The sequence below is a fragment of the Microcoleus sp. Z1_B2 genome, assembly GCF_036700325.1.
Classification (GTDB): Bacteria; Cyanobacteriota; Cyanobacteriia; order Cyanobacteriales; family Microcoleaceae; genus Microcoleus.
Map to the genome: position 1 here is coordinate 53,461 of NZ_JAUBOQ010000012.1, position 17,375 is coordinate 70,835.

Genomic DNA, 17,375 nt, shown 5'->3' on the forward strand with positions numbered 1-17,375 from the left:
GATTTACAAATACTTCGGATATGAAGTATGGATACTGGTGAACCCGCTCCTATTATACTATCTATTTTTTTGTAAAAAATCGACCTAGAAATCCGGTCGTTCCTGATAATCTTCCGCAGAACTCGGGTCTAATTCCCACCGGCTTTCATCTCGATGTTCCAGCATATCTGTTGTGTGCAAAATAGCCCCATCCGGCATCTCTATGCCCGCAGCGGCTCCGAGTTCATCAACCATATCCAGGTCTGGAGTAGGCGCGGTTCCGCCCACAGATTGCTCGCCCGTGGCACTTTCTTGTTCCGCAGCCGGATCGCCGTCCTCGCCGCCGATTTGGGAAGTGGAAGAGTATTCCGAACTGCTGTCCTGCAGAGTTGTTATGTCGTCTTGGCTCACTCCCGGTTGATCGATGACGCCTGTACCGTAAGATTCGGTAATTTCTTGAGGCAATTCGCCCAAATTATCACCATCTCTTGTTGTTTTTGCGTTGCGTTCCTTTTGCTGTGCCACGAGACTTGCTCCTGTTTGTTTTTGAACTCAATTAAATTAAAAATGTCCGAATTTCGCTTGAGCTGAATTATTTTTAGTAATTGCCAATGGCTATCATTAAATGACATTGTAATTGCTATTTAAGCTTTTAGCTTCTATCCCAGGAAATATATTGATTCTGAGCAGCTATTTCATTGGGAATACAAAAAGCGATCGCCCGTTTGATAAGGGCGATCGCTTTTTAATGGGGATGTTAATTCTATTCGGGAAAATCAGGAATTACCCATTTGGGGGGTTCCGTCCGTTTCCTTCTCACCGCTTCCTCTGCTATTTCTAGCATTTTATCCAGAGAAGTATTTTCAATAAAGTTGGACGTTGCTTCTGCGTATTCCCGCTTCGGGCACTTGTCGCCCAGAATGCAGCCATTGACGCAAGCTACAGCACAATCGACAGTGTTCTCCACCATAACTTTTTTCCTTTCGCGGTTCCAACAATTAATAGGCAGGTACTCTGGGTGAATTTGTCAAGAGACTGCTCTATATCTTTATTTTACTTCACAAATTGTCATCAAAGGTCGATCGCCAGGGCAAAACTGTTATAAAATCAAAGCAACCTACCTAATCTGCCGATCGTGAACAATTTTCTGCGGCGCTTAAAACTTTTACCTTGGCGAGAAATGCTGCAAATTTCCGCCCTCGTCAACTCAATCGTGATTGGAGTGGAGCTATTTTTAGCCTGGGGTTTCACGCAATCGCGGCCAATCCGCAACGTCGTGACGCTTCTTTACGGCTCCTCCCTCGGGACATTGATACCTTTCGTTGCTGCACTGGGAATGGGAGCTTTAGCAGTGTACTTTTTAGAGTATTGGCAACAACAATTTTTGCTCAACCGAATTAGTTTGTGGGTTTTAGTTTTCTGCGTGCTCTTGGGTTTGGTGTTAAAGTCATTCCTACCCATCCCTCCTTTATTAGCAAGTTTATCGGAAGCTGCACTCATCGGAGTTACGGTGGGAGTTTTTTGGAAGGGCCGACCTTATTGGCGATAGTCATGCCATTTTAGATTTTAGTTTTTAGATTTTAGTTTTTAGATTTTAGTTTTTAGATTTTAGATTGGCTATGACTGATGAATATTCGGGTTTGGGGGTTGTCTATAGTTACATTTTTTTTGTAAATATAGTATGAGGTGCAAATAGCGGACACTAGCCAGAAAAATTGTGCGCTATTGGCACCTTACAGAAGATAAATTGTGCAGAATTACCGATCGACTAAAAACACAATTCTCAATTCCCCAATTTCATCGCATTTCAGGAACTCTCACAGTCTCTGTAGGAGGCATCATCGCTTCTTTAGCATTCAACTTTTGATTCAACTCCCGAATCCGGCGCGACAGCAAGCGAATAATATTCACCGCAATTCCCGGCGTTTCATCAATCGCATCGTATAGCTGCATTTGAGTCAGCATCAAACACTCGGATTGTTCGAGAGTAGAAATAGAAGCCGATCGAGGTTCTGCATCAAACAGCGACATTTCCCCGAAACAAGCCCCCGCTTTCAACTGTGCCAAATCCCGATCGCCTATATGCACCCGCACCGTTCCCGATACCAAAATATAGAGAGATCGACCTTCTTGTCCTTCCGTAAAAATCCTGTGCTTAGAAGGAAATGAAAGTTCATCCATTACCGATGCTAGACGCACGAGAAAATCATCCCGCAGTTCCTTAAAAATCGGAACCTCCCTCACAAACAATAGGCGTTCGACGCTTGTTAACATAATGAGATGCAATGATTAATTTAAACTTAAACAAAGGAAGAGGAAGAGGCATTGGGCATTGGGCATTGGGCATTGGGCATAGTTTCTTTTTGTTCCCTCATCCCTCTTCCTTCTTCCTTCTTTACCTTTTCCCCCCAGCACCCAACTCTGCCATCATTTCTTCAACTTGAGCGGATACCAAATTATCGGGGTCATTTTGCAGCCTGGGCAACAATTCGACCAAAGCCCGCGGCGAGGCTATTTTCAAATAGGCTAACACTGCTTCGCGGACAAAACCCGTCGGGTGCTGCAGACAGACAAGAGTTTGTTGAGCCGTAAGACTCCAGCGCGCTTGTCTCGCCAAGTGAAAGCAGCAGGCCAAGGCCCAATCGGAAAGGAAGTGGCGCAATTCTAGCAAGCGGCGCAAACGATCGCTAGGCGCTAGAGGTTTGTAAACCATCAATTCCGAGAGGTTGCTCAATTTTTCTCTTTCCGAGTGTTGGTCTAACAAATTGATGAGCGATCGCTTCCTAGCTATATCCACAGTATTATCGAGAATTTCCAATCCCCTCGCAACCAAAGAAGGTTGGCCAGAAGCGATGTTGAAAGCAGCGGCTTGTACCGTGTCCAGCGGATAAAGAAACTTCATCAGCAAAAAACACCGCTCCCTAGCATCAGCTTCCAATCCCGCCAGAGCCCGCTGCAACAATTGAGCCGTATCGTTCCCAGGTGCTCCGGTGCTGTTGGCTTCCCGATCCGAGAAATTGCCGTAGGTTGTTACCCCAGAAAAATCTACTAGAGCTGCATAAATTTGACCGATAAACATTAACTCCTGTTCGATAAGAGTTTCCAAGCCGCTACGGCCGATGCGGTCTAGAACCCCTTCTATCCCCGCTTCCGAAGGCATTTTCAACAGGATGCGGAGGATATTGCGCCTCGTCGTTCCCCAAGCCGTCATCAAATTGCTCACCAAAATGTCGATCGCCTCATTTGTCCCAATTTGACCCAGAGCCGTCCAAGCTTGCAACCTGACCAAATCCGACTTGTGGATATCCTCAGCCAAATAAACGAGCAAAGGAATGGCATCGTTGTGAAGTTTGACTATAGCCTGCAAAGCCGCTTCCCTAGTCGATTTGTAACCAAGTCCGCGCAACAGCGAAGGATAATATTCTTCCGAATGAGTAGACGAAATCACGTCTAACAGAGCGCAGCGCACTCGCAGAGATTCATCTTGCAACAGATTGGGGATATGCAGCCGCAGTCCTTGCAAATAATCAGCTTCTCCCAGAGCCCGCGTCCCCATAACACGTTCCCGCTCTTGTTTGTGCGTCAGCATTTGGCGCAGCGTATTAGTAGCCTCTGCCTTTTGCAGGCGATCGCCCCTTCTCATAATTAAAGCAGCAGCAGTCCCCCGCACCACCGGATCGACCGTCGGCTGCAAGTAAGGCCGCAAGCTCTCAATATTCGGTTCAGCTTCCGTCAGCCAGATGTAGCGCAAAGCCAAGGCCAGAACCTCCGGCGGCAAGGATTGCTGCGAGAGTGCGCGGACTGATTCTAAATAGGCGGGGTTCGGGTGTTGCAGCATCGTTTCCAAGCTCTGGCGCTGCAAACCAGGGGACAGCGAATCGAGGAGGGGAGCCAGAACTTCTCCGACATTTTTGGGGTCAATTTGCGTCAGGAGTTCTATGCAAGAGCGCTTTTCATCTTCGCCCCCCGGCTTTTGTAGAGTTTCCACCACTGCGCGCTTGAGAGCTTTGAGGTCAACGTCTGTGACGCCCAAGCGCCCCCGCTCCGCACTTTTGACCAACAAACCCACGTATTGAGAGCGGATCAACCATACGACAAACACCCACAACAGTGCCAATATGACGATCACGCCAATAAATATCAAGCTTTGCTGGTCGTGAAATACATTTTCGTCTTGCTGGGGGAGTATCTTGCCTGTCACCCACAGCATAATCAGGATGCCTACTCCTGTAGCTCCGCAGGACAAAGGTTCGCCCACACCGTTGACCAGAGTTTGAATGCCCGATCGAATATTGTCGGGAATCGGTTGAAATAAAACCGGGCTAACAGTTTCCAAAAGCGTGTAGTGCAGCAGTTCGTCTAAAAATCTCAGCAATATTAGCCCGATGAACACAGATACTAGCTGGCCGAGCGATGCTCCTAGGGTCAGCACCCCGAGTATAGCGATACCCGCCGGCAAAATCATCGCCGTCACGAATACACCGATTCTTTCCACCAACCGGCTCGAAGCGAACCATTGAGTCGCCACTTGAAACAGGCCTTGTATGCCTTCATAAATGCCCAGGAAGCTAGCGATCCAGCTAGCTCCGTCCCCCGGGTTTTGGTATTCTAGCTGGCTGTAGAATTGGAAATCTACCAGCACGTAGACGACTTCTGCGAGGATGAAAAAACTGACTAGAGGTACGGCGTATTTTTGAAGTGGGCCTGTAACTTTGCGGGCGGTAAATTCTTCTTGGTCGTCGTCTTCATCATCATCATCCGTCCAGTGAGCCGTTTCCGGGAATGCTTGGCTGTATTTTTCCGTGAGGTAGTACAGCAACACCGAGCCGATCGCCACCATCAACCCCGATATGAGGGTAACGTTTTTGAGTCCGACTACGTACAGCAAAACAGGCAGAGAAAATCCGCTGACTACTCCAGCTACTAGATAGCCGCTACTGACTAGCGGATAGGTGCGCTTGATTTCTCTAATATTAAACAGTTGGTTGGAAGTGATAGAAGTATTAAGGTCGTTGAGGACATAGCAAGCTTCTACCCACAGCCACATCAAAAAAATAGTAATAAAAGCGATGCTGACGCCAGCTATCTTAGTATTTTCGTAGCCGATCCCGAATCGAAATAAAAATAGCGGTATCGACATCATTGCCAGAACAACCACTACGGTGCGCCTTAGCGGCAGGATTTTTTGCAGCCACGAGTAGACAAATCCCAAGCCAGAACCTATAAACGCGCTGGCTATATAAATCCAGGGCATTTTGTCTGCACCAAATTCATCTAGAAAAAGACCTACTGTGCTGAGTTCCAGCCAGATCAGCCCGACGGAGGTTAGAGTGTAGACGAGGAACATCAGTACGGTTCGCTCTACTTCTTCCGATCGCAGGTTGAGCGATCGCAGCACTCCTTGTCTTACTCCCGCCGAACCGCTGATTTGAAAATTTTCCATGCAGCGTTGATTTCCCTGTGTGGTAGCTTATTCCTGACTAACTTCCGAAGTCATCAGCTATCAGTCACCAGTTTATGACTGATGACTGCTCACTAATGACTATCTATTTATACTTTCTTTGGCGACAGCAGCATCATCATACTGCGTCCTTCTTTTTTGGGGGCTTGCTGCACTTCTGCGATTTCCTGCAAATCTGTGGCCATGCGCTTAAGCAAGTCCTCTGCTAGGTTGCTGTGTTGGATTTCCCGACCTCTGAACATGATCGTGGCTTTTACTTTGTCCCCAGATTTGATAAAGCGGTCTGCTAGTTTGAGGCGCACTTGGTAGTCGTGTTCTTCAATTTTGTAGCGCATCTTCACTTCTTTAACATCGGCAGTGTGCTGCTTCCGCTTTGCTTCTCGCGCTTTCTTTTCCTGCTCGAATTTGTACTTCCCATAGTCCATTACCCGGCATACGGGCGGGTCAGCTTTGTCGCTGACAAGTACGAGATCGAGTTCTTTTTCTTCGGCGAGGCGCAGCGCTTCTGCAGGTGTCAATATCCCTAGTTGCGCGCCGTCGGTATCGATTACCCGGATTTTGGGGTATCGAATATTTTCGTTGATCTGGGGTAGGTTGCGATTTTGTCTTCTTTCAATCACAGGCATGAATGGTTTTACAAGCAGTAGTTTAATAGCGAAGCTTCTTGATAGTTACAGGTTTGAGCGGTCAATTTTTCACGATTGACGATCGAACTGTTTTATAAGGTGTTACCCTTACCGGACGTACTACCGCGCCCTGTGCCCCCTCCGCTAAAGCCTTGGGGAATATTTGGACGATCGTAAATGAATTCTTACAATACTTGCTATTCTACTCAGTCTGGCTGAGTTTCTGCCTAGTTTTATTTTAACTTCACACACGATCGCCCGCTCCCAGGCCCGATCGATGACAAAACCGTCAAAAATTCAGGGTAAAAGTTGAAGGATGAGGTACAACCGCTTTTGCTAGCCCATCTCCCCCGGTCTGGCAACTCCCCCAAGTCGCCTGATTTGCCTTGTAGAATAGGTATAACCAAGTGTAAATTTATGTTGCGAGCTGAGGCAAAATTGACAAATTCTCTGCTGTGGCACCAACGGGTGGGAACTCAACGAGACTGGATGTGGCGGGGCTGGCAAACTCGCTACACTTATTTGCGGCCCGATAGGGTACGAAATCAAGGCGCGCTGGAATTTCAAGATTCTGGGGCCAAACCAATGGCCCCGCGCGCATCGGGAACGCCGATTATTTTACTGCACGGGTTTGGAGCTTCGATCGGACACTGGCGACAAAATCTCGCCCAACTCGCCGAAAACCAAACGGTTTACGCCTTGGATTTGTTAGGGTTTGGCGCTTCCCAAAAAGCTCCGATCGACTACTCTGTCTCTTTGTGGGTCGATCAAGTTTATGATTTTTGGCTAACTTTTATCAGAGAGCCAGTAATATTGGCAGGAAACTCGATCGGCTCACTAATTTGTCTGGCCGTAGCGGCGGCTCACCCGGACATGGTGGCCGGCACGGTGATGATTAGCCTCCCAGACCCCTCTGTGCGAGCCGAGGCGGTGCCTGGATGGCTGCTTCCGGCGATCGAAACGGTTGAAAGTTTGTTTGTTTCTCCGATCATACTCAGGCCTCTGTTTTATTTTGCCCGCAAGCCTTCCTTTGTCCGTCGCTGGGTTGGCTTTGCCTACTCCAACCCCGAAGCTGTCACCGACGAATTAGTTGAAATTCTAGCAGGGCCAGCGGGCGATCGGGGAGCAGCCCGCGCCTTCTGCGCTTTATTTAAAGCTGTAGGGAGTACACAATTTTGCCCCAGTGTCAAGATTGTGATGCGAAATTTAACAATCCCCATGCTGTTAATTTGGGGCAAACAAGACCGGATGATTCCCCCTCGGTTCGCCCGACCCCACCAATTTGTCGAATGCAACCCCAATTATTTAGAGCTAGTTGAATTAGACAATGCGGGCCACTGTCCCCAGGATGAATGCCCGGAACAAGTAAATCAAGCCATTTTGAACTGGATGAGCCGGAATTTTGCACCTATGGGCGAGAGCGAATTGCAGCACTGTTGATTAGACGTCAACTACCGCACACCAACCCGAAGGGTCTGGTGTGGGCTTGAAAAAGCCTGTTGACCAGACGGCTAGTTCTTGACTAGCAGGCGTTAAGACCAAGCGTTAAACTTCGTACCTTGAAATGCGTGCCAGTTTCAAGCTCTACAACCGAGCAATTAAACAGGTGATTAAGGGAAAGCCAGTGTTGCTCAGATAGTACCGAGTCTTAACATCGTCGAGGCAAACTTAACCAAGAAATTGAGTGATGCAGTAATGCGTACATTTGTCCTAGATAAAAACTTGAAACCTCTTGACCCATGCCACCGGGCACGGGCAAGAGAACTATTGAAAAAAGGGAGGGCTAAGGTTTTTAAACGCTATCCGTTTACCATTGTTTTACAGGATAGGATTCTCGAAGATTCGGTAACTCACTGTCACCGAATCAAAATTGACCCAGGTAGCAAAACTACGGGTATTGCCGTGGTTCAAGAGCAAACTGGTCGCGTCACGAACGCATTAGAAATTGCTCACCGAGGGCAACAAATTAAAGAGGCTCTCGAATCTCGCAGCTCGCTCAGAAGATGGCGTCGCAACAGAAAGACCCGTTACCGCCAACCCCGTTTTTTAAACAGAACCCGTAAAACAGGATGGTTGCCACCATCTCTTGATAGCCGTGTTGCCAATATTGAAACCTGGGTTAGGCGAATCAGAAAGGTCTGTCCCGTTACCGCCATTTCTCAAGAATTGGTGCGTTTCGATTTACAACAGTTCCAGAATCCTGAAATTTCTGGAATCGAATATCAAAGGGGCGAATTATTCGGTTTTGAAATTAAGGAATATTTACTGCAAAAATGGAATAGGAAGTGCGCTTATTGCGGTGCGACAAATGTTCCTTTCGAGGTTGAGCATATTCTCGCCAAGTCTAAGGGAGGAAGTAATCGGGTCAGCAATCTGTGTCTTAGTTGCCATTCCTGCAACCAAGCCAAGGGAAGTAAACCCGTTGAAGAATTTCTCAAGAAAAAACTTGAAATCCTTCAGCGGATACTAGCCCAAGCCAAGACACCTCTACTGGATGCAGCAGCCGTCAATGCTACTCGTTGGGAGCTATACAGAAGACTACAGTTAACCGGACTGCCCGTGGAATTGGGTTCAGGGGGACGAACAAAATTCAACCGCCAAACCAGGGGAATAGAAAAACAGCATTGGACTGATGCAGCTTGTGTCGGGGAATCAACTCCCGAAAGACTACTGCTAAATAGCGTGAAACCTTTGCTAATTAAGGCTAAGGGACACGGAAGAAGACAGCGCTGCGGAACCGACAGATTTGGGTTCCCCATTCGTCATGCACCGGCGCAAAAGTTATTCATGGGTTTTCAAACTGGGGACTTGGTGAAAGCTAACGTCCTCACTGGAAAATATGCAGGAAGCTACACAGGCAGAATTGCAATTCGGTTTAGACCAAGTTTTAAGCTAACCGCAAGAGACAAATGTTTTGACGTGCATCCAAAACATCTGACAACTATTCATAAGGCTGATGGCTATGAATATTAGTCCTAAAAACAAGGATGCCCTGTCGGGCAACTTATTTATTGGCGACAATTTCCCAGACGCTAATCCGTTGGCGGTACTCGCGGAGCTCGATATATCCGCCTCGGTTATAGCGTCCGCCCCCTTGTCGCATTTTAGGTGGACGACTCATGGAGCAAAGTAAGTCTCCGTCTTTCTGTGATGTCATGTATCTACTGTTATTGATGGTTGCTTCTTTGAGAAGCTCAGAGATTGACACAATCACCAAGATAGTGTATCTTCTCTAACTGGTAGTACAGATCCAAGTTATGCAGTTAGTCGAAAGGCAAGTCATTAAACCAAATCACAGGTTTTACCCAGAAGCCGATCGATTGTCTTTGCTGTCCAACAAACTTTACAACTGCGATAACTACTATATCTACGGTCAAAACTTTTTCTCAGGTCAACCAACCAATGCTCTGGCTGTCGATCGAACACTCAAAAAGAGTCTAAAGTACAAAGCATTGCCGGCCCAAGTAACACACAAAACTCTCCCGTTACTGCTGAAAACATGGACTAGCTATCATAGTGTTAAATTGGCGGGCGCGATCGCGATCGCCCCACTAAGTTTCAAGCAGCACCGAAAATCCCTGATTTAAAAAATCAGAAAAAAAAGAGTAGGGGCGATATGTAGTTGTATTTAACTGTCAATGTGTTAGCAAAAAAGTTAGCAAAAAAGCTTTTTCCAAAAAAAATGTTAGTTTGTCTGGGACTAACATTTGCCGGTATTGAAAAGTTACCTAAATCTTGGAAATCCGGATTGTTGTCGAGGTAAGTTGTTAAGTTATTGAGGTAGTTTAGGAAAAGTTAGAACAAAACGCAAGTGTAAAGCGGATTATAACCCTAGCCGTAACGATATTCGCCAACATTAAAGAGCTATGAAACCCCTCCCTGGAAGAAAGGTAAAATTCTACCTTCTAACTTGTACCTTCTAACTTCAAGAAACACCTTGTCTCTTGCTCCTAAAAATAAATACCTTCCCTTGTGTCCACAATCTTTCAGTCTGCTTATAACCGATCGCCCCCAAGTATACGGGAAAGTTCAAAAATGCCGGTATCTGGCATTTTGGAGCCTGTTAACGCATAAAAAAGTCAATTTAGCCAACAACTGACGGCCCCCGTGCCCCCGGTCTGCTGGCGGCTAACTGCTGAAAGCCTCTGAGGGCAAGCAGCGCCCTTCCAGCTTTTGGCAGTAACGCAAACGAGGAAAAAACTGTCGTGAAATTCCACTGGCTACTACCGAGTTTCTTAAGTGTATTTTTGCTCGCCGGAGCCGCCGAAGCAGCTAGACTGCAATCTTGGCGGTTTGATGCTTCAGAGAACCGGCTTTACATTACAACAGACGGGGGAGTACAACCCAAGGCTCAACTGATCTTCAACCCGATGCGGTTGGTAATCGACTTGCCGGGGACGAGTCTGGGTCGTCCCTCGGTCAGCAGACCGCTCTCAGGAGCGATCGAATCGGTGCGGGTAGGGCAGTTTGACAACAATACGACCAGAATTGTGGTCGAGATCAGAGACGGGTTTACTATAGACCCTCAGCAAGTAAAATTCCGGGGTATTTCTCCGAGCGAGTGGACAGTGGATTTGCCAACGCCGGTGCGGGCAGAAACTCAAAATCCGATTTCAGAGCCAGGGGGAGAAAGGTTATCAGTTGAACCTTCAGCATCCCAAGCCGAGTCAGCCCAGGCGACTGTAGTTCAAAACGTTCAGGTGACGGCGGACGGTTTTTTAGTCCGCACCCAGGGCCGTCGCCCCCAAATTAATTTTGAACAAAGTCGCGCTGGGGACATCGCTACCCTCGATATTGAAGGAGCTACTTTAGCTCCGGCCCTAAGCAGCCAACAGCCTCAAACGAACGGTCAGCACGGGGTTGACAAGATTGAAGTCCGGCAACTGCCAACAGACCCGCCCGTTACCCGCGTGACTTTGCGGATGAAGAGTCCTAATACTCAGTGGCGGGCGTCAGTGAGCAATTTGGGCGGGGTTGTGCTATTGCCTGGAAGTGTAGTACGACAGCCCTCGGTTCCCCGCCGCCTGACTGTAGACCCTCCGGCTAGACAAGCTCAAGGAAATTTAGCGAGAGTTCAGTCAATTGATTTAGCCAGTAACGGCACCCAACTGGTGGTCAGAACTGACCGCCAAGTCTCCTATAGCAGCGGGTGGGATCAGGGGTCGAGAGCTTACTGGATTAGGATCGCCTCTAGTGTGCTGACGGGCGAAATTCCTCAGCTCGATGCCAACAGTCCTGTATCGTTTAGTGCCAGCCAAGAAGATGCGGAGACTGTGGTGATTTGGGTGCAGCCGCGATCGGGGGTAGAGGTAGGCAGGGTGACGAGACCCAACCCGCAGTTGCTGTCTTTGCAGTTGCGATCGTCGAATGCTAGCGCGCAGCCTTTGACTCGCACTCCCAATTTGCAGCCTTTGCCGAGAAGGACTTTCGGAACCGATGAGTTGCCCCAAGCTTCTAACCGCCGCGCCGTAATAGTAATCGATCCTGGTCACGGTGGCCGCGATCCGGGGGCAGTCGGGATTCAGGGCATTCTGGAAAAGGAGATTGTTTTGGATATCTCGCTTCAGGTGGCGAGGCTGCTGGAACAGCAAGGGGTGCAGGCGGTGATGACTCGGACTGACGACAGGGAAATCGACCTGGATCCCAGAGTTTCTTTGGCGGAACGGGTGAATGCTACTTTGTTTGTCAGCATTCACGCTAATGCGATTAATATGAGTCGGCCGGATATCAATGGGATTGAGACTTATTATTTCAATAACGGCCAAGATTTGGCCAGGGTGATTCACGCCAGTATTTTGGAGGGGACGGGGGCGAATGACCGCCGAGTGCGACAGGCGCGATTTTATGTTTTGAGGAAGACTTCTATGCCTTCTGTTTTGCTGGAGGTGGGTTTTGTGACGGGTGCTGAGGATGCTGCTAGGCTTTCTGACCCAGCTTACCGCAGTCAAATGGCGGCTTCGATCGCTCGCGGCATTTTGCTTTATCTTCAACAAAGATAATGGGCTGTTGACGGTTGACGGTTGACGGTTGACGGTTAACTGTTGACTAATACCAACTGCCAACTGCCAACTAACAACTGCCAACTGCCAACTGACAACTAACTATTGACAAATGACAACAGACTCTGGACAACAAAGAATCGGTATTTTTGACAGCGGCGTGGGCGGTTTGACTGTTTTGACCCAGTTGTACCAACAATTGCCCAACGAATCGATACTTTATTTTGGAGATACCGCGAGGCTGCCTTACGGCACTCGCACCCCGTCAGAAATTGTGGAGTTTGTCCGCGAAATTATGGCCTGGTTGGTGGAACAGGATGTGAAAATGGTCATTATGGCCTGCAACACCAGTTCTGCTTTGGCGATGGAGATGGTGCAGGCTGAATTTGATATCCCGGTGCTGGGAGTAATTCTGCCGGGGGCGCAGGCAGCAGTGCAGCAAGGCAAGCGGATCGGGGTCATCGCAACTCCTGCTACGGCTGCTAGCAATGCTTATCGAAATGCGATTTTGGAGATGGACGATTCTTGCCTGGTGTGGCAGGTTAGCTGTCCGGCTTTTGTGCCACTGGTGGAGCAAAACCGGATTCACGATCCTTATACTTGTGAGGTGGCTAGGGAATATTTGGCTCCTTTGATTCAGCAGCGCATCGATACGCTGATTTACGGCTGCACTCATTATCCGCTGTTGGCTCCTGTGGTTCGATCGCTTTTGCCTGCTGGGGTGACATTGATCGATCCTGCGGTACGGGTGGTGGCGGCTGCAGCCAGAGAATTGGAGCTTTTGGGGCTGCGAAATCCTGGTACGGCGCTACCGACTCGTTTTTGCGTGAGCGGCCCCCCGCAGCAGTTTGCTCAGTTGTCGGTGCAGTGGCTCGGTTGTACTCCTGCTGTTGAGAAAATATCCCTGCCGACAGTTGTACGTAGCGAAGCGGGGCGTAAGCCATCGCCCGTCCCACTGGAATCTGCCGAATAATCCGGAAAATTTATAGATGAATCTAACCCCCCAAAACTCAGGTAAAGCTGGCTCTGGGGGGTTTAATTATTGCGATGTAACCTAGCAATTACACATCAATAGGTAATATTATTGAACAAAAGCTTTGATGAACAATGCAAATAATGTCCTATACGTGCTGGAGCTCTTCAGCCTTGAACCATGTCACCCTATGTATCACAAGCAGTTTTACTTGTAGACGGCTATAACATAATTGGACTTTGGCCTCGACTCCGAGAGAAGCGCGATCGCGACGAACTCGAAACAGCTCGCCGCGAGTTGATTGAGGTTTTAGTTAACTACAGCGCCGTTCAAGATTTTGAGGCCAGGCTGGTGTTTGACGCCCACTATCGAGATACTCCCGGCGTTAAAGAAATTATTACTAAAAATTTATCAGTGCACTACACTGACTTCGGTCAGACAGCAGATACTTATATTGAAAAATCTTGTGCTAGTTTGCGCTACGAGTTGCGATCGGTCAAAGGCAAAGGCCGCATGATTGTCGCCACCTCAGACCGAGCGCAGCAATTGACCGTAGTCGGCTACGGTGCCGAATGGATGTCCGCCGAACAACTAGCGGCTGACGTAGAATCCACCGCCCGCCGCAGCGAGCGCCGACACAAATCCCGCAAACAAAATTCCAGTCGCTTTCTCGCCAGTTCCCTCGATCCAGAATCCCAGCAGCGCCTCGCCAAGTTGAGAATGGGGCTGCATTAGCTGCTGAAACCCGCTCCCTGTCTGACAAAAAAAAAGTTTCTCAAAGGCCTTGCCAAATCGAGGAAGTTCAGCTATTGTTAGTAAATGTGGGTAACAAAAACCCCCAATCCTCGGTAGCTCAGTGGCAGAGCGGTCGGCTGTAATGAATGCAAGCCTTTGGTATCAACCAAAAGCCCTAGTGACATAGCAGCTCTATCCGGTAACGGATACTGAAAAATCGGGTGAATTCAAGGAAACCGCAGCACTTCGGGTGGCGGCAATCTTGAGCCAAGTCTGGCGAAAGGCAGCGGTTACGATCGCAAGTAGCCGGAAAGGTGCAGAGACTAGAGATGAGGAGCCTAACCAATAAATCTCATAGCGCCCGACATCCGACGACAAATCACAAACATGATTTGTAGGGATGATGAAATAGTCCGCCCCCTTCGGAAACGTTGGGATAAGTGTAACCGATTGGTCGTAGGTTCAAATCCTACCCGGGGAGTTAGTAAAAGTCTGAAGTTGGAATTTTCCAGCTTCAGACTTTTTGTTTTTAAGACTTGAGATGGTTTGGGGTCAAGCTTTCTGGTAGCGCCTTAATTCACATCCCTGTGAGTGTGAATTAACTCACCTTCCATAGGTATGGAAATATTCAACTTAGACAACTCCGGGTTTAATATCGCCTTGACAATACCAGAACTCACCATCACCTCCAAACAACCAAGGGCTTGATGAAGAGCTACTCGTGCGTGTTGCACAGAAAAACGTTCCTTAAACAGCAGTACCAACTGCCGATAAATTTGTTCAATGTACTGAGTGCGGCCCAAAATGTCAATCAGCAAACCATATAAACCTGTAACAGGCAAGCGCTGACCGTTCTTCACATAACACTTGATCTTGCTAATTTGACCAGCATCATAAACAGCTACAAACTCGACTTCCGCATCCAATAAATCTAACTGAAACACATTGTATGCCGAAAGTAGCCACGGAACCTCCTGCTGCGAGAAGCGTTGCATCACCTGTTTCATAGAACCCAAATCAAATCCAGCAATCACAGCTTGACCCAAAATATCATTCGTGAATCCGCCTTGAGCCAACCACTGAAAAGCTTTTTCCGGGCTTAAATTCAACCCAGAATCCCGCGCGATTTCCCTAGAATGCTCTTGTAAATCAGTGAACTGACCGTTAGCAGCGTACCAGTAATCCGCGAACCGAATGTGCTTTTTAACTCGGCTGCGCTGATTGTGATCGTATTGAGTTTTCAGCCAGTTAGCCTCGTGCTTCTGCTGCTCTAGTTCCAAAATTGTGTAAGCGACTTCACGGGCACCTGTGTGAGCTAAAGTCATGCCAGCAGCTAAAATTGGATCGGCAAAACCAGCAGCTTCTCCGACCAAAAACCAGTTTTCTCCTACTGTTCTATCAGCCAAAAATGACCAATCTTTTGTAGTTTCAATCTTTCCGGTACTGGTAGCATTAGCGATTAACTTGCTGATGCGGGGTTCGCTGTTGAGTGCTTGAGAATATATCTCCTCTGGCCGCTGTTTCATCTGCTTGTAATGTTCCGCAGGGCAAATAAAGCCGATACTGGTGCGAGTGGGGCCCAAGGGAATAAACCAAATCCACCCGTGACTCAAACTCATTACCTGTACGCGGGTGCCACCAACGCCAATTTTATCGGCCCATTCAGCGTTTGTCCAGTAGTCCCAGATAGCGATATTTTGCAACCGCGTCGGGCAGTGTGTTTCAATTCCTAAAACTCGCCGCAGCACGCCGATGTGGCCGGAGGCGTCGATGTAGTAGCGGGCAGTTATTTGTTCTTGCCGCAGGTGCAGGGTGGTAATGCGATCGCCCTCTGTATCTACTTTAACAACGGGGGTTTCTTCTCTTACTAAACATCCCATTTCTTCCGCGTGACGCAGCAAAATTTCGTCATATTTTGCTCGATCGACTTGGAAAGCAGTTTGCCGTCTCTGTCCCTCAAATTTAGCAGGACGCTGTTCATCTTTAAACTGTTCAGGCTTGATAAAATTAAAATCCCAAGGATTTGGATCTGTTCCCCAGCGATAGGTAGCACCGATTTTAATTGGGAAGTCGGCTGCTTCTACTTTGTCCCAACATCCCATTTCTTGAAGCACATCACTAATTTGAGGCAATTGACTTTCCCCAACGTGATCGCGAGGGAATTTTTCTTTCTCTAGGATTAGCACGCTCAGATTGGGATTGTATTTCTTGATCAGAGTGCCAGCAGTGCTCCCAGCGGGGCCGCCGCCCACAATTACAACGTCGTAATGGCTCATATCACAGAGAGATAGTAGATGCTGAATTTGGGTATTTACGAGAAAAATTTCTAACTATTCAGCCTCCAAATGAGCGAGGCTAAATAGTTATTTTCAACAGGTTTTATTTGAGATGTTCCACCATTCCCAAGAACTTGTAGGGGCGGGTTCACCAACCGCGTTAAATGGTACAAACAGGTTAAGTAAACCCGCCCCCACCCACGAAAAAGCCCCAATTAACATTAGTGCAACCTTTCAGTTTCCAACAGATTTTATCCCACTACTTTCTCATCTTCAGCTATGGGAGAAGTGTGAGAAATCTCCAAATTCTCAGTCCAAGTGTGAGCAATATCCAGATTCTCAGTCCAAGTGTGAGCAATATCCAGATTCTCAGTCCAAGTGTGGATCAAATTCGGTTCTAGTTCATTCATTATCGTAGAAGAAGTGCTGTTAAGTTGTGACATGATAGGTCTCCTTGTAAGTAATAGACTTTGTCTAATTCTAAGATCGATCTGGTTCTAAAAGTACCAAAGTTTACATCTCGTAAGCTACGCAGCTTTTAAAGGTTGCAAAATCTCGCGGGGTTCGGTAAAAGGTTGGTCAAAACTATGGGTTTTTGCATAAACCAGAAGTTGATCGATCTGTTTCGTGAAAATTTCAAACAAATTTTCAACTATCTCAAAAATCTCTTGACGGCTCTCAATAGTCAGTGGTATGTTTTTGATCGATTGCTCAACATCCGGCGTCCCTGTAGTATGACCTGTTTCCACATCCAAATGAAAATAGCCAAAATAGATAAGCTCCTTTTTAGTAATTGATTGGAGTTCTTCGGCAATTGATGCTGTCGCTGACAAGAACACGTTACCCGATGCTTCTACCACTTCCAGGATTGCTAGCTTAGTGATTGGACTGGCTCCAAAAGCGTATCGAAAAATTTGATATGTTACCAACCGTGAAGCTTTTAGTTGTTCGCTCCAGACAAAATTCAAAGCATCGCTGAACTTCAAGGATTTGTTATTAATACCCAGTGTTTCCATGTCGGCCAAAAACCACAACCAGTGATGATCGTCTTCGTAAGTATGATTGTTGATCATTGCCTGAAGAGGATCGTTGGTTGGTTCTTCTCGGAAAATAGACTGGTTCAATTCACCAAAACTCATTGCAAAGTGAGCAATGCAGGGAGCGAAAGCTAGGCGTTGTCTTGGGTCTATGCTTTTGTCTCGCATAAACTCAAATAGCTCTGCTTTAGCAAATTCTTGCTTCTTCTTTTCAATCAATTCTAGGACTTCTTCCATTGTGATGCACCTGATTAATGAATCTATAGGCTAGTAACTTAATCACGACGCA

The 17,375-nt window shown here is 47.6% G+C and carries 16 protein-coding genes; 7 read left to right on the forward strand and 9 right to left on the reverse strand.

Features of this window, described 5'->3' with window-relative positions; all coding sequences use genetic code 11:
- Nucleotides 1–84: 84 nt before the first annotated feature.
- The gene (locus tag QT984_RS09110; RefSeq protein WP_333056103.1) at nucleotides 85–504 is read right to left on the reverse strand and encodes a DUF6335 family protein; all 420 of its coding nucleotides are present in this window, start codon (nucleotides 502–504) and stop codon (nucleotides 85–87) included.
- Nucleotides 505–742: 238 nt separating this feature from the next.
- A complete protein-coding gene (locus QT984_RS09115; RefSeq protein ID WP_333056102.1) occupies nucleotides 743–949 on the reverse strand; it encodes a hypothetical protein in 207 nt (68 codons plus the stop codon).
- 165 nt (nucleotides 950–1,114) lie between these two features.
- Between QT984_RS09115 and QT984_RS09120 the strand changes: the two genes are divergently transcribed.
- Nucleotides 1,115–1,528 carry a peptide chain release factor 1 gene (locus QT984_RS09120; RefSeq protein WP_333056101.1) on the forward strand — a complete coding sequence of 138 codons (414 nt, stop codon included), beginning with the start codon at nucleotides 1,115–1,117 and terminating at the stop codon, nucleotides 1,526–1,528.
- Between the two features lie 248 nt (nucleotides 1,529–1,776).
- On the opposite strand, the gene QT984_RS09125 is transcribed toward QT984_RS09120, so the two are convergent.
- From QT984_RS09125 to infC, 3 genes are all read right to left on the reverse strand, one after another.
- Entirely contained in the window at nucleotides 1,777–2,253 is a 477-nt protein-coding gene (locus tag QT984_RS09125) for a Crp/Fnr family transcriptional regulator (protein WP_190660410.1), read from the reverse strand.
- Between the two features lie 121 nt (nucleotides 2,254–2,374).
- On the reverse strand, nucleotides 2,375–5,422 hold the full coding sequence (locus QT984_RS09130) for a HEAT repeat domain-containing protein (protein ID WP_333209509.1): 3,048 nt from the start codon (nucleotides 5,420–5,422) through the stop codon (nucleotides 2,375–2,377).
- Between the two features lie 107 nt (nucleotides 5,423–5,529).
- On the reverse strand, nucleotides 5,530–6,066 hold the full coding sequence (infC, locus tag QT984_RS09135) for a translation initiation factor IF-3 (RefSeq protein WP_006635262.1): 537 nt from the start codon (nucleotides 6,064–6,066) through the stop codon (nucleotides 5,530–5,532).
- Nucleotides 6,067–6,483: 417 nt separating this feature from the next.
- On the opposite strand from infC, the gene QT984_RS09140 reads away from it, so the two are divergent.
- Nucleotides 6,484–7,506, forward strand: coding sequence for an alpha/beta fold hydrolase (locus QT984_RS09140; RefSeq protein ID WP_333373820.1), 1,023 nt, complete (start codon nucleotides 6,484–6,486; stop codon nucleotides 7,504–7,506).
- A gap of 255 nt (nucleotides 7,507–7,761) precedes the next feature.
- Nucleotides 7,762–9,039, forward strand: a complete 1,278-nt coding sequence (iscB, locus tag QT984_RS09145) for an RNA-guided endonuclease IscB (RefSeq protein WP_333056097.1) — start codon at nucleotides 7,762–7,764, stop codon at nucleotides 9,037–9,039.
- A 31-nt stretch (nucleotides 9,040–9,070) separates the two neighbouring features.
- Here the strand turns inward: iscB and QT984_RS09150 are convergent, their stop codons facing one another.
- A complete protein-coding gene (locus QT984_RS09150) occupies nucleotides 9,071–9,274 on the reverse strand; it encodes a hypothetical protein (protein ID WP_333056096.1) in 204 nt (67 codons plus the stop codon).
- A gap of 49 nt (nucleotides 9,275–9,323) precedes the next feature.
- Between QT984_RS09150 and QT984_RS09155 the strand changes: the two genes are divergently transcribed.
- From QT984_RS09155 to QT984_RS09170, 4 genes are all read left to right on the forward strand, one after another.
- Nucleotides 9,324–9,653, forward strand: a complete 330-nt coding sequence (locus QT984_RS09155) for a hypothetical protein (protein ID WP_333056095.1) — start codon at nucleotides 9,324–9,326, stop codon at nucleotides 9,651–9,653.
- A 618-nt stretch (nucleotides 9,654–10,271) separates the two neighbouring features.
- Nucleotides 10,272–12,065, forward strand: a complete 1,794-nt coding sequence (locus QT984_RS09160; RefSeq protein ID WP_333232083.1) for an N-acetylmuramoyl-L-alanine amidase — start codon at nucleotides 10,272–10,274, stop codon at nucleotides 12,063–12,065.
- A 112-nt stretch (nucleotides 12,066–12,177) separates the two neighbouring features.
- A complete protein-coding gene (gene murI, locus QT984_RS09165) occupies nucleotides 12,178–13,038 on the forward strand; it encodes a glutamate racemase (RefSeq protein WP_333056093.1) in 861 nt (286 codons plus the stop codon).
- 180 nt (nucleotides 13,039–13,218) lie between these two features.
- Complete coding sequence (locus QT984_RS09170) at nucleotides 13,219–13,773, forward strand: NYN domain-containing protein (protein ID WP_006635267.1); 555 nt, start codon at nucleotides 13,219–13,221, stop codon at nucleotides 13,771–13,773.
- A gap of 572 nt (nucleotides 13,774–14,345) precedes the next feature.
- Here QT984_RS09170 and QT984_RS09175 read toward each other — a convergent pair.
- From QT984_RS09175 to QT984_RS09185, 3 genes are all read right to left on the reverse strand, one after another.
- The gene (locus QT984_RS09175) at nucleotides 14,346–16,049 is read right to left on the reverse strand and encodes an NAD(P)/FAD-dependent oxidoreductase (RefSeq protein WP_333056092.1); all 1,704 of its coding nucleotides are present in this window, start codon (nucleotides 16,047–16,049) and stop codon (nucleotides 14,346–14,348) included.
- Nucleotides 16,050–16,300: 251 nt separating this feature from the next.
- Nucleotides 16,301–16,492, reverse strand: coding sequence for a hypothetical protein (locus tag QT984_RS09180; RefSeq protein WP_333056091.1), 192 nt, complete (start codon nucleotides 16,490–16,492; stop codon nucleotides 16,301–16,303).
- An 84-nt stretch (nucleotides 16,493–16,576) separates the two neighbouring features.
- Complete coding sequence (locus QT984_RS09185) at nucleotides 16,577–17,305, reverse strand: hypothetical protein (RefSeq protein ID WP_333271207.1); 729 nt, start codon at nucleotides 17,303–17,305, stop codon at nucleotides 16,577–16,579.
- Between the last annotated feature and the right edge of the window lie 70 nt (nucleotides 17,306–17,375).

Coding starts and splice junctions, on each gene's coding strand:
- QT984_RS09115 (WP_333056102.1), bottom strand. CDS start 949: ATGGTGGAGAACACTGTCGATTGTGCTGTAGCTTGCGTCAATGGCTGC.
- QT984_RS09125 (WP_190660410.1), bottom strand. CDS start 2,253: ATGTTAACAAGCGTCGAACGCCTATTGTTTGTGAGGGAGGTTCCGATT.
- QT984_RS09130 (WP_333209509.1), bottom strand. CDS start 5,422: ATGGAAAATTTTCAAATCAGCGGTTCGGCGGGAGTAAGACAAGGAGTG.
- infC (WP_006635262.1), bottom strand. CDS start 6,066: ATGCCTGTGATTGAAAGAAGACAAAATCGCAACCTACCCCAGATCAAC.
- QT984_RS09140 (WP_333373820.1), top strand. CDS start 6,484: ATGTTGCGAGCTGAGGCAAAATTGACAAATTCTCTGCTGTGGCACCAA.
- iscB (WP_333056097.1), top strand. CDS start 7,762: ATGCGTACATTTGTCCTAGATAAAAACTTGAAACCTCTTGACCCATGC.
- QT984_RS09155 (WP_333056095.1), top strand. CDS start 9,324: ATGCAGTTAGTCGAAAGGCAAGTCATTAAACCAAATCACAGGTTTTAC.
- murI (WP_333056093.1), top strand. CDS start 12,178: ATGACAACAGACTCTGGACAACAAAGAATCGGTATTTTTGACAGCGGC.
- QT984_RS09170 (WP_006635267.1), top strand. CDS start 13,219: ATGTCACCCTATGTATCACAAGCAGTTTTACTTGTAGACGGCTATAAC.
- QT984_RS09175 (WP_333056092.1), bottom strand. CDS start 16,049: ATGAGCCATTACGACGTTGTAATTGTGGGCGGCGGCCCCGCTGGGAGC.
- QT984_RS09180 (WP_333056091.1), bottom strand. CDS start 16,492: ATGTCACAACTTAACAGCACTTCTTCTACGATAATGAATGAACTAGAA.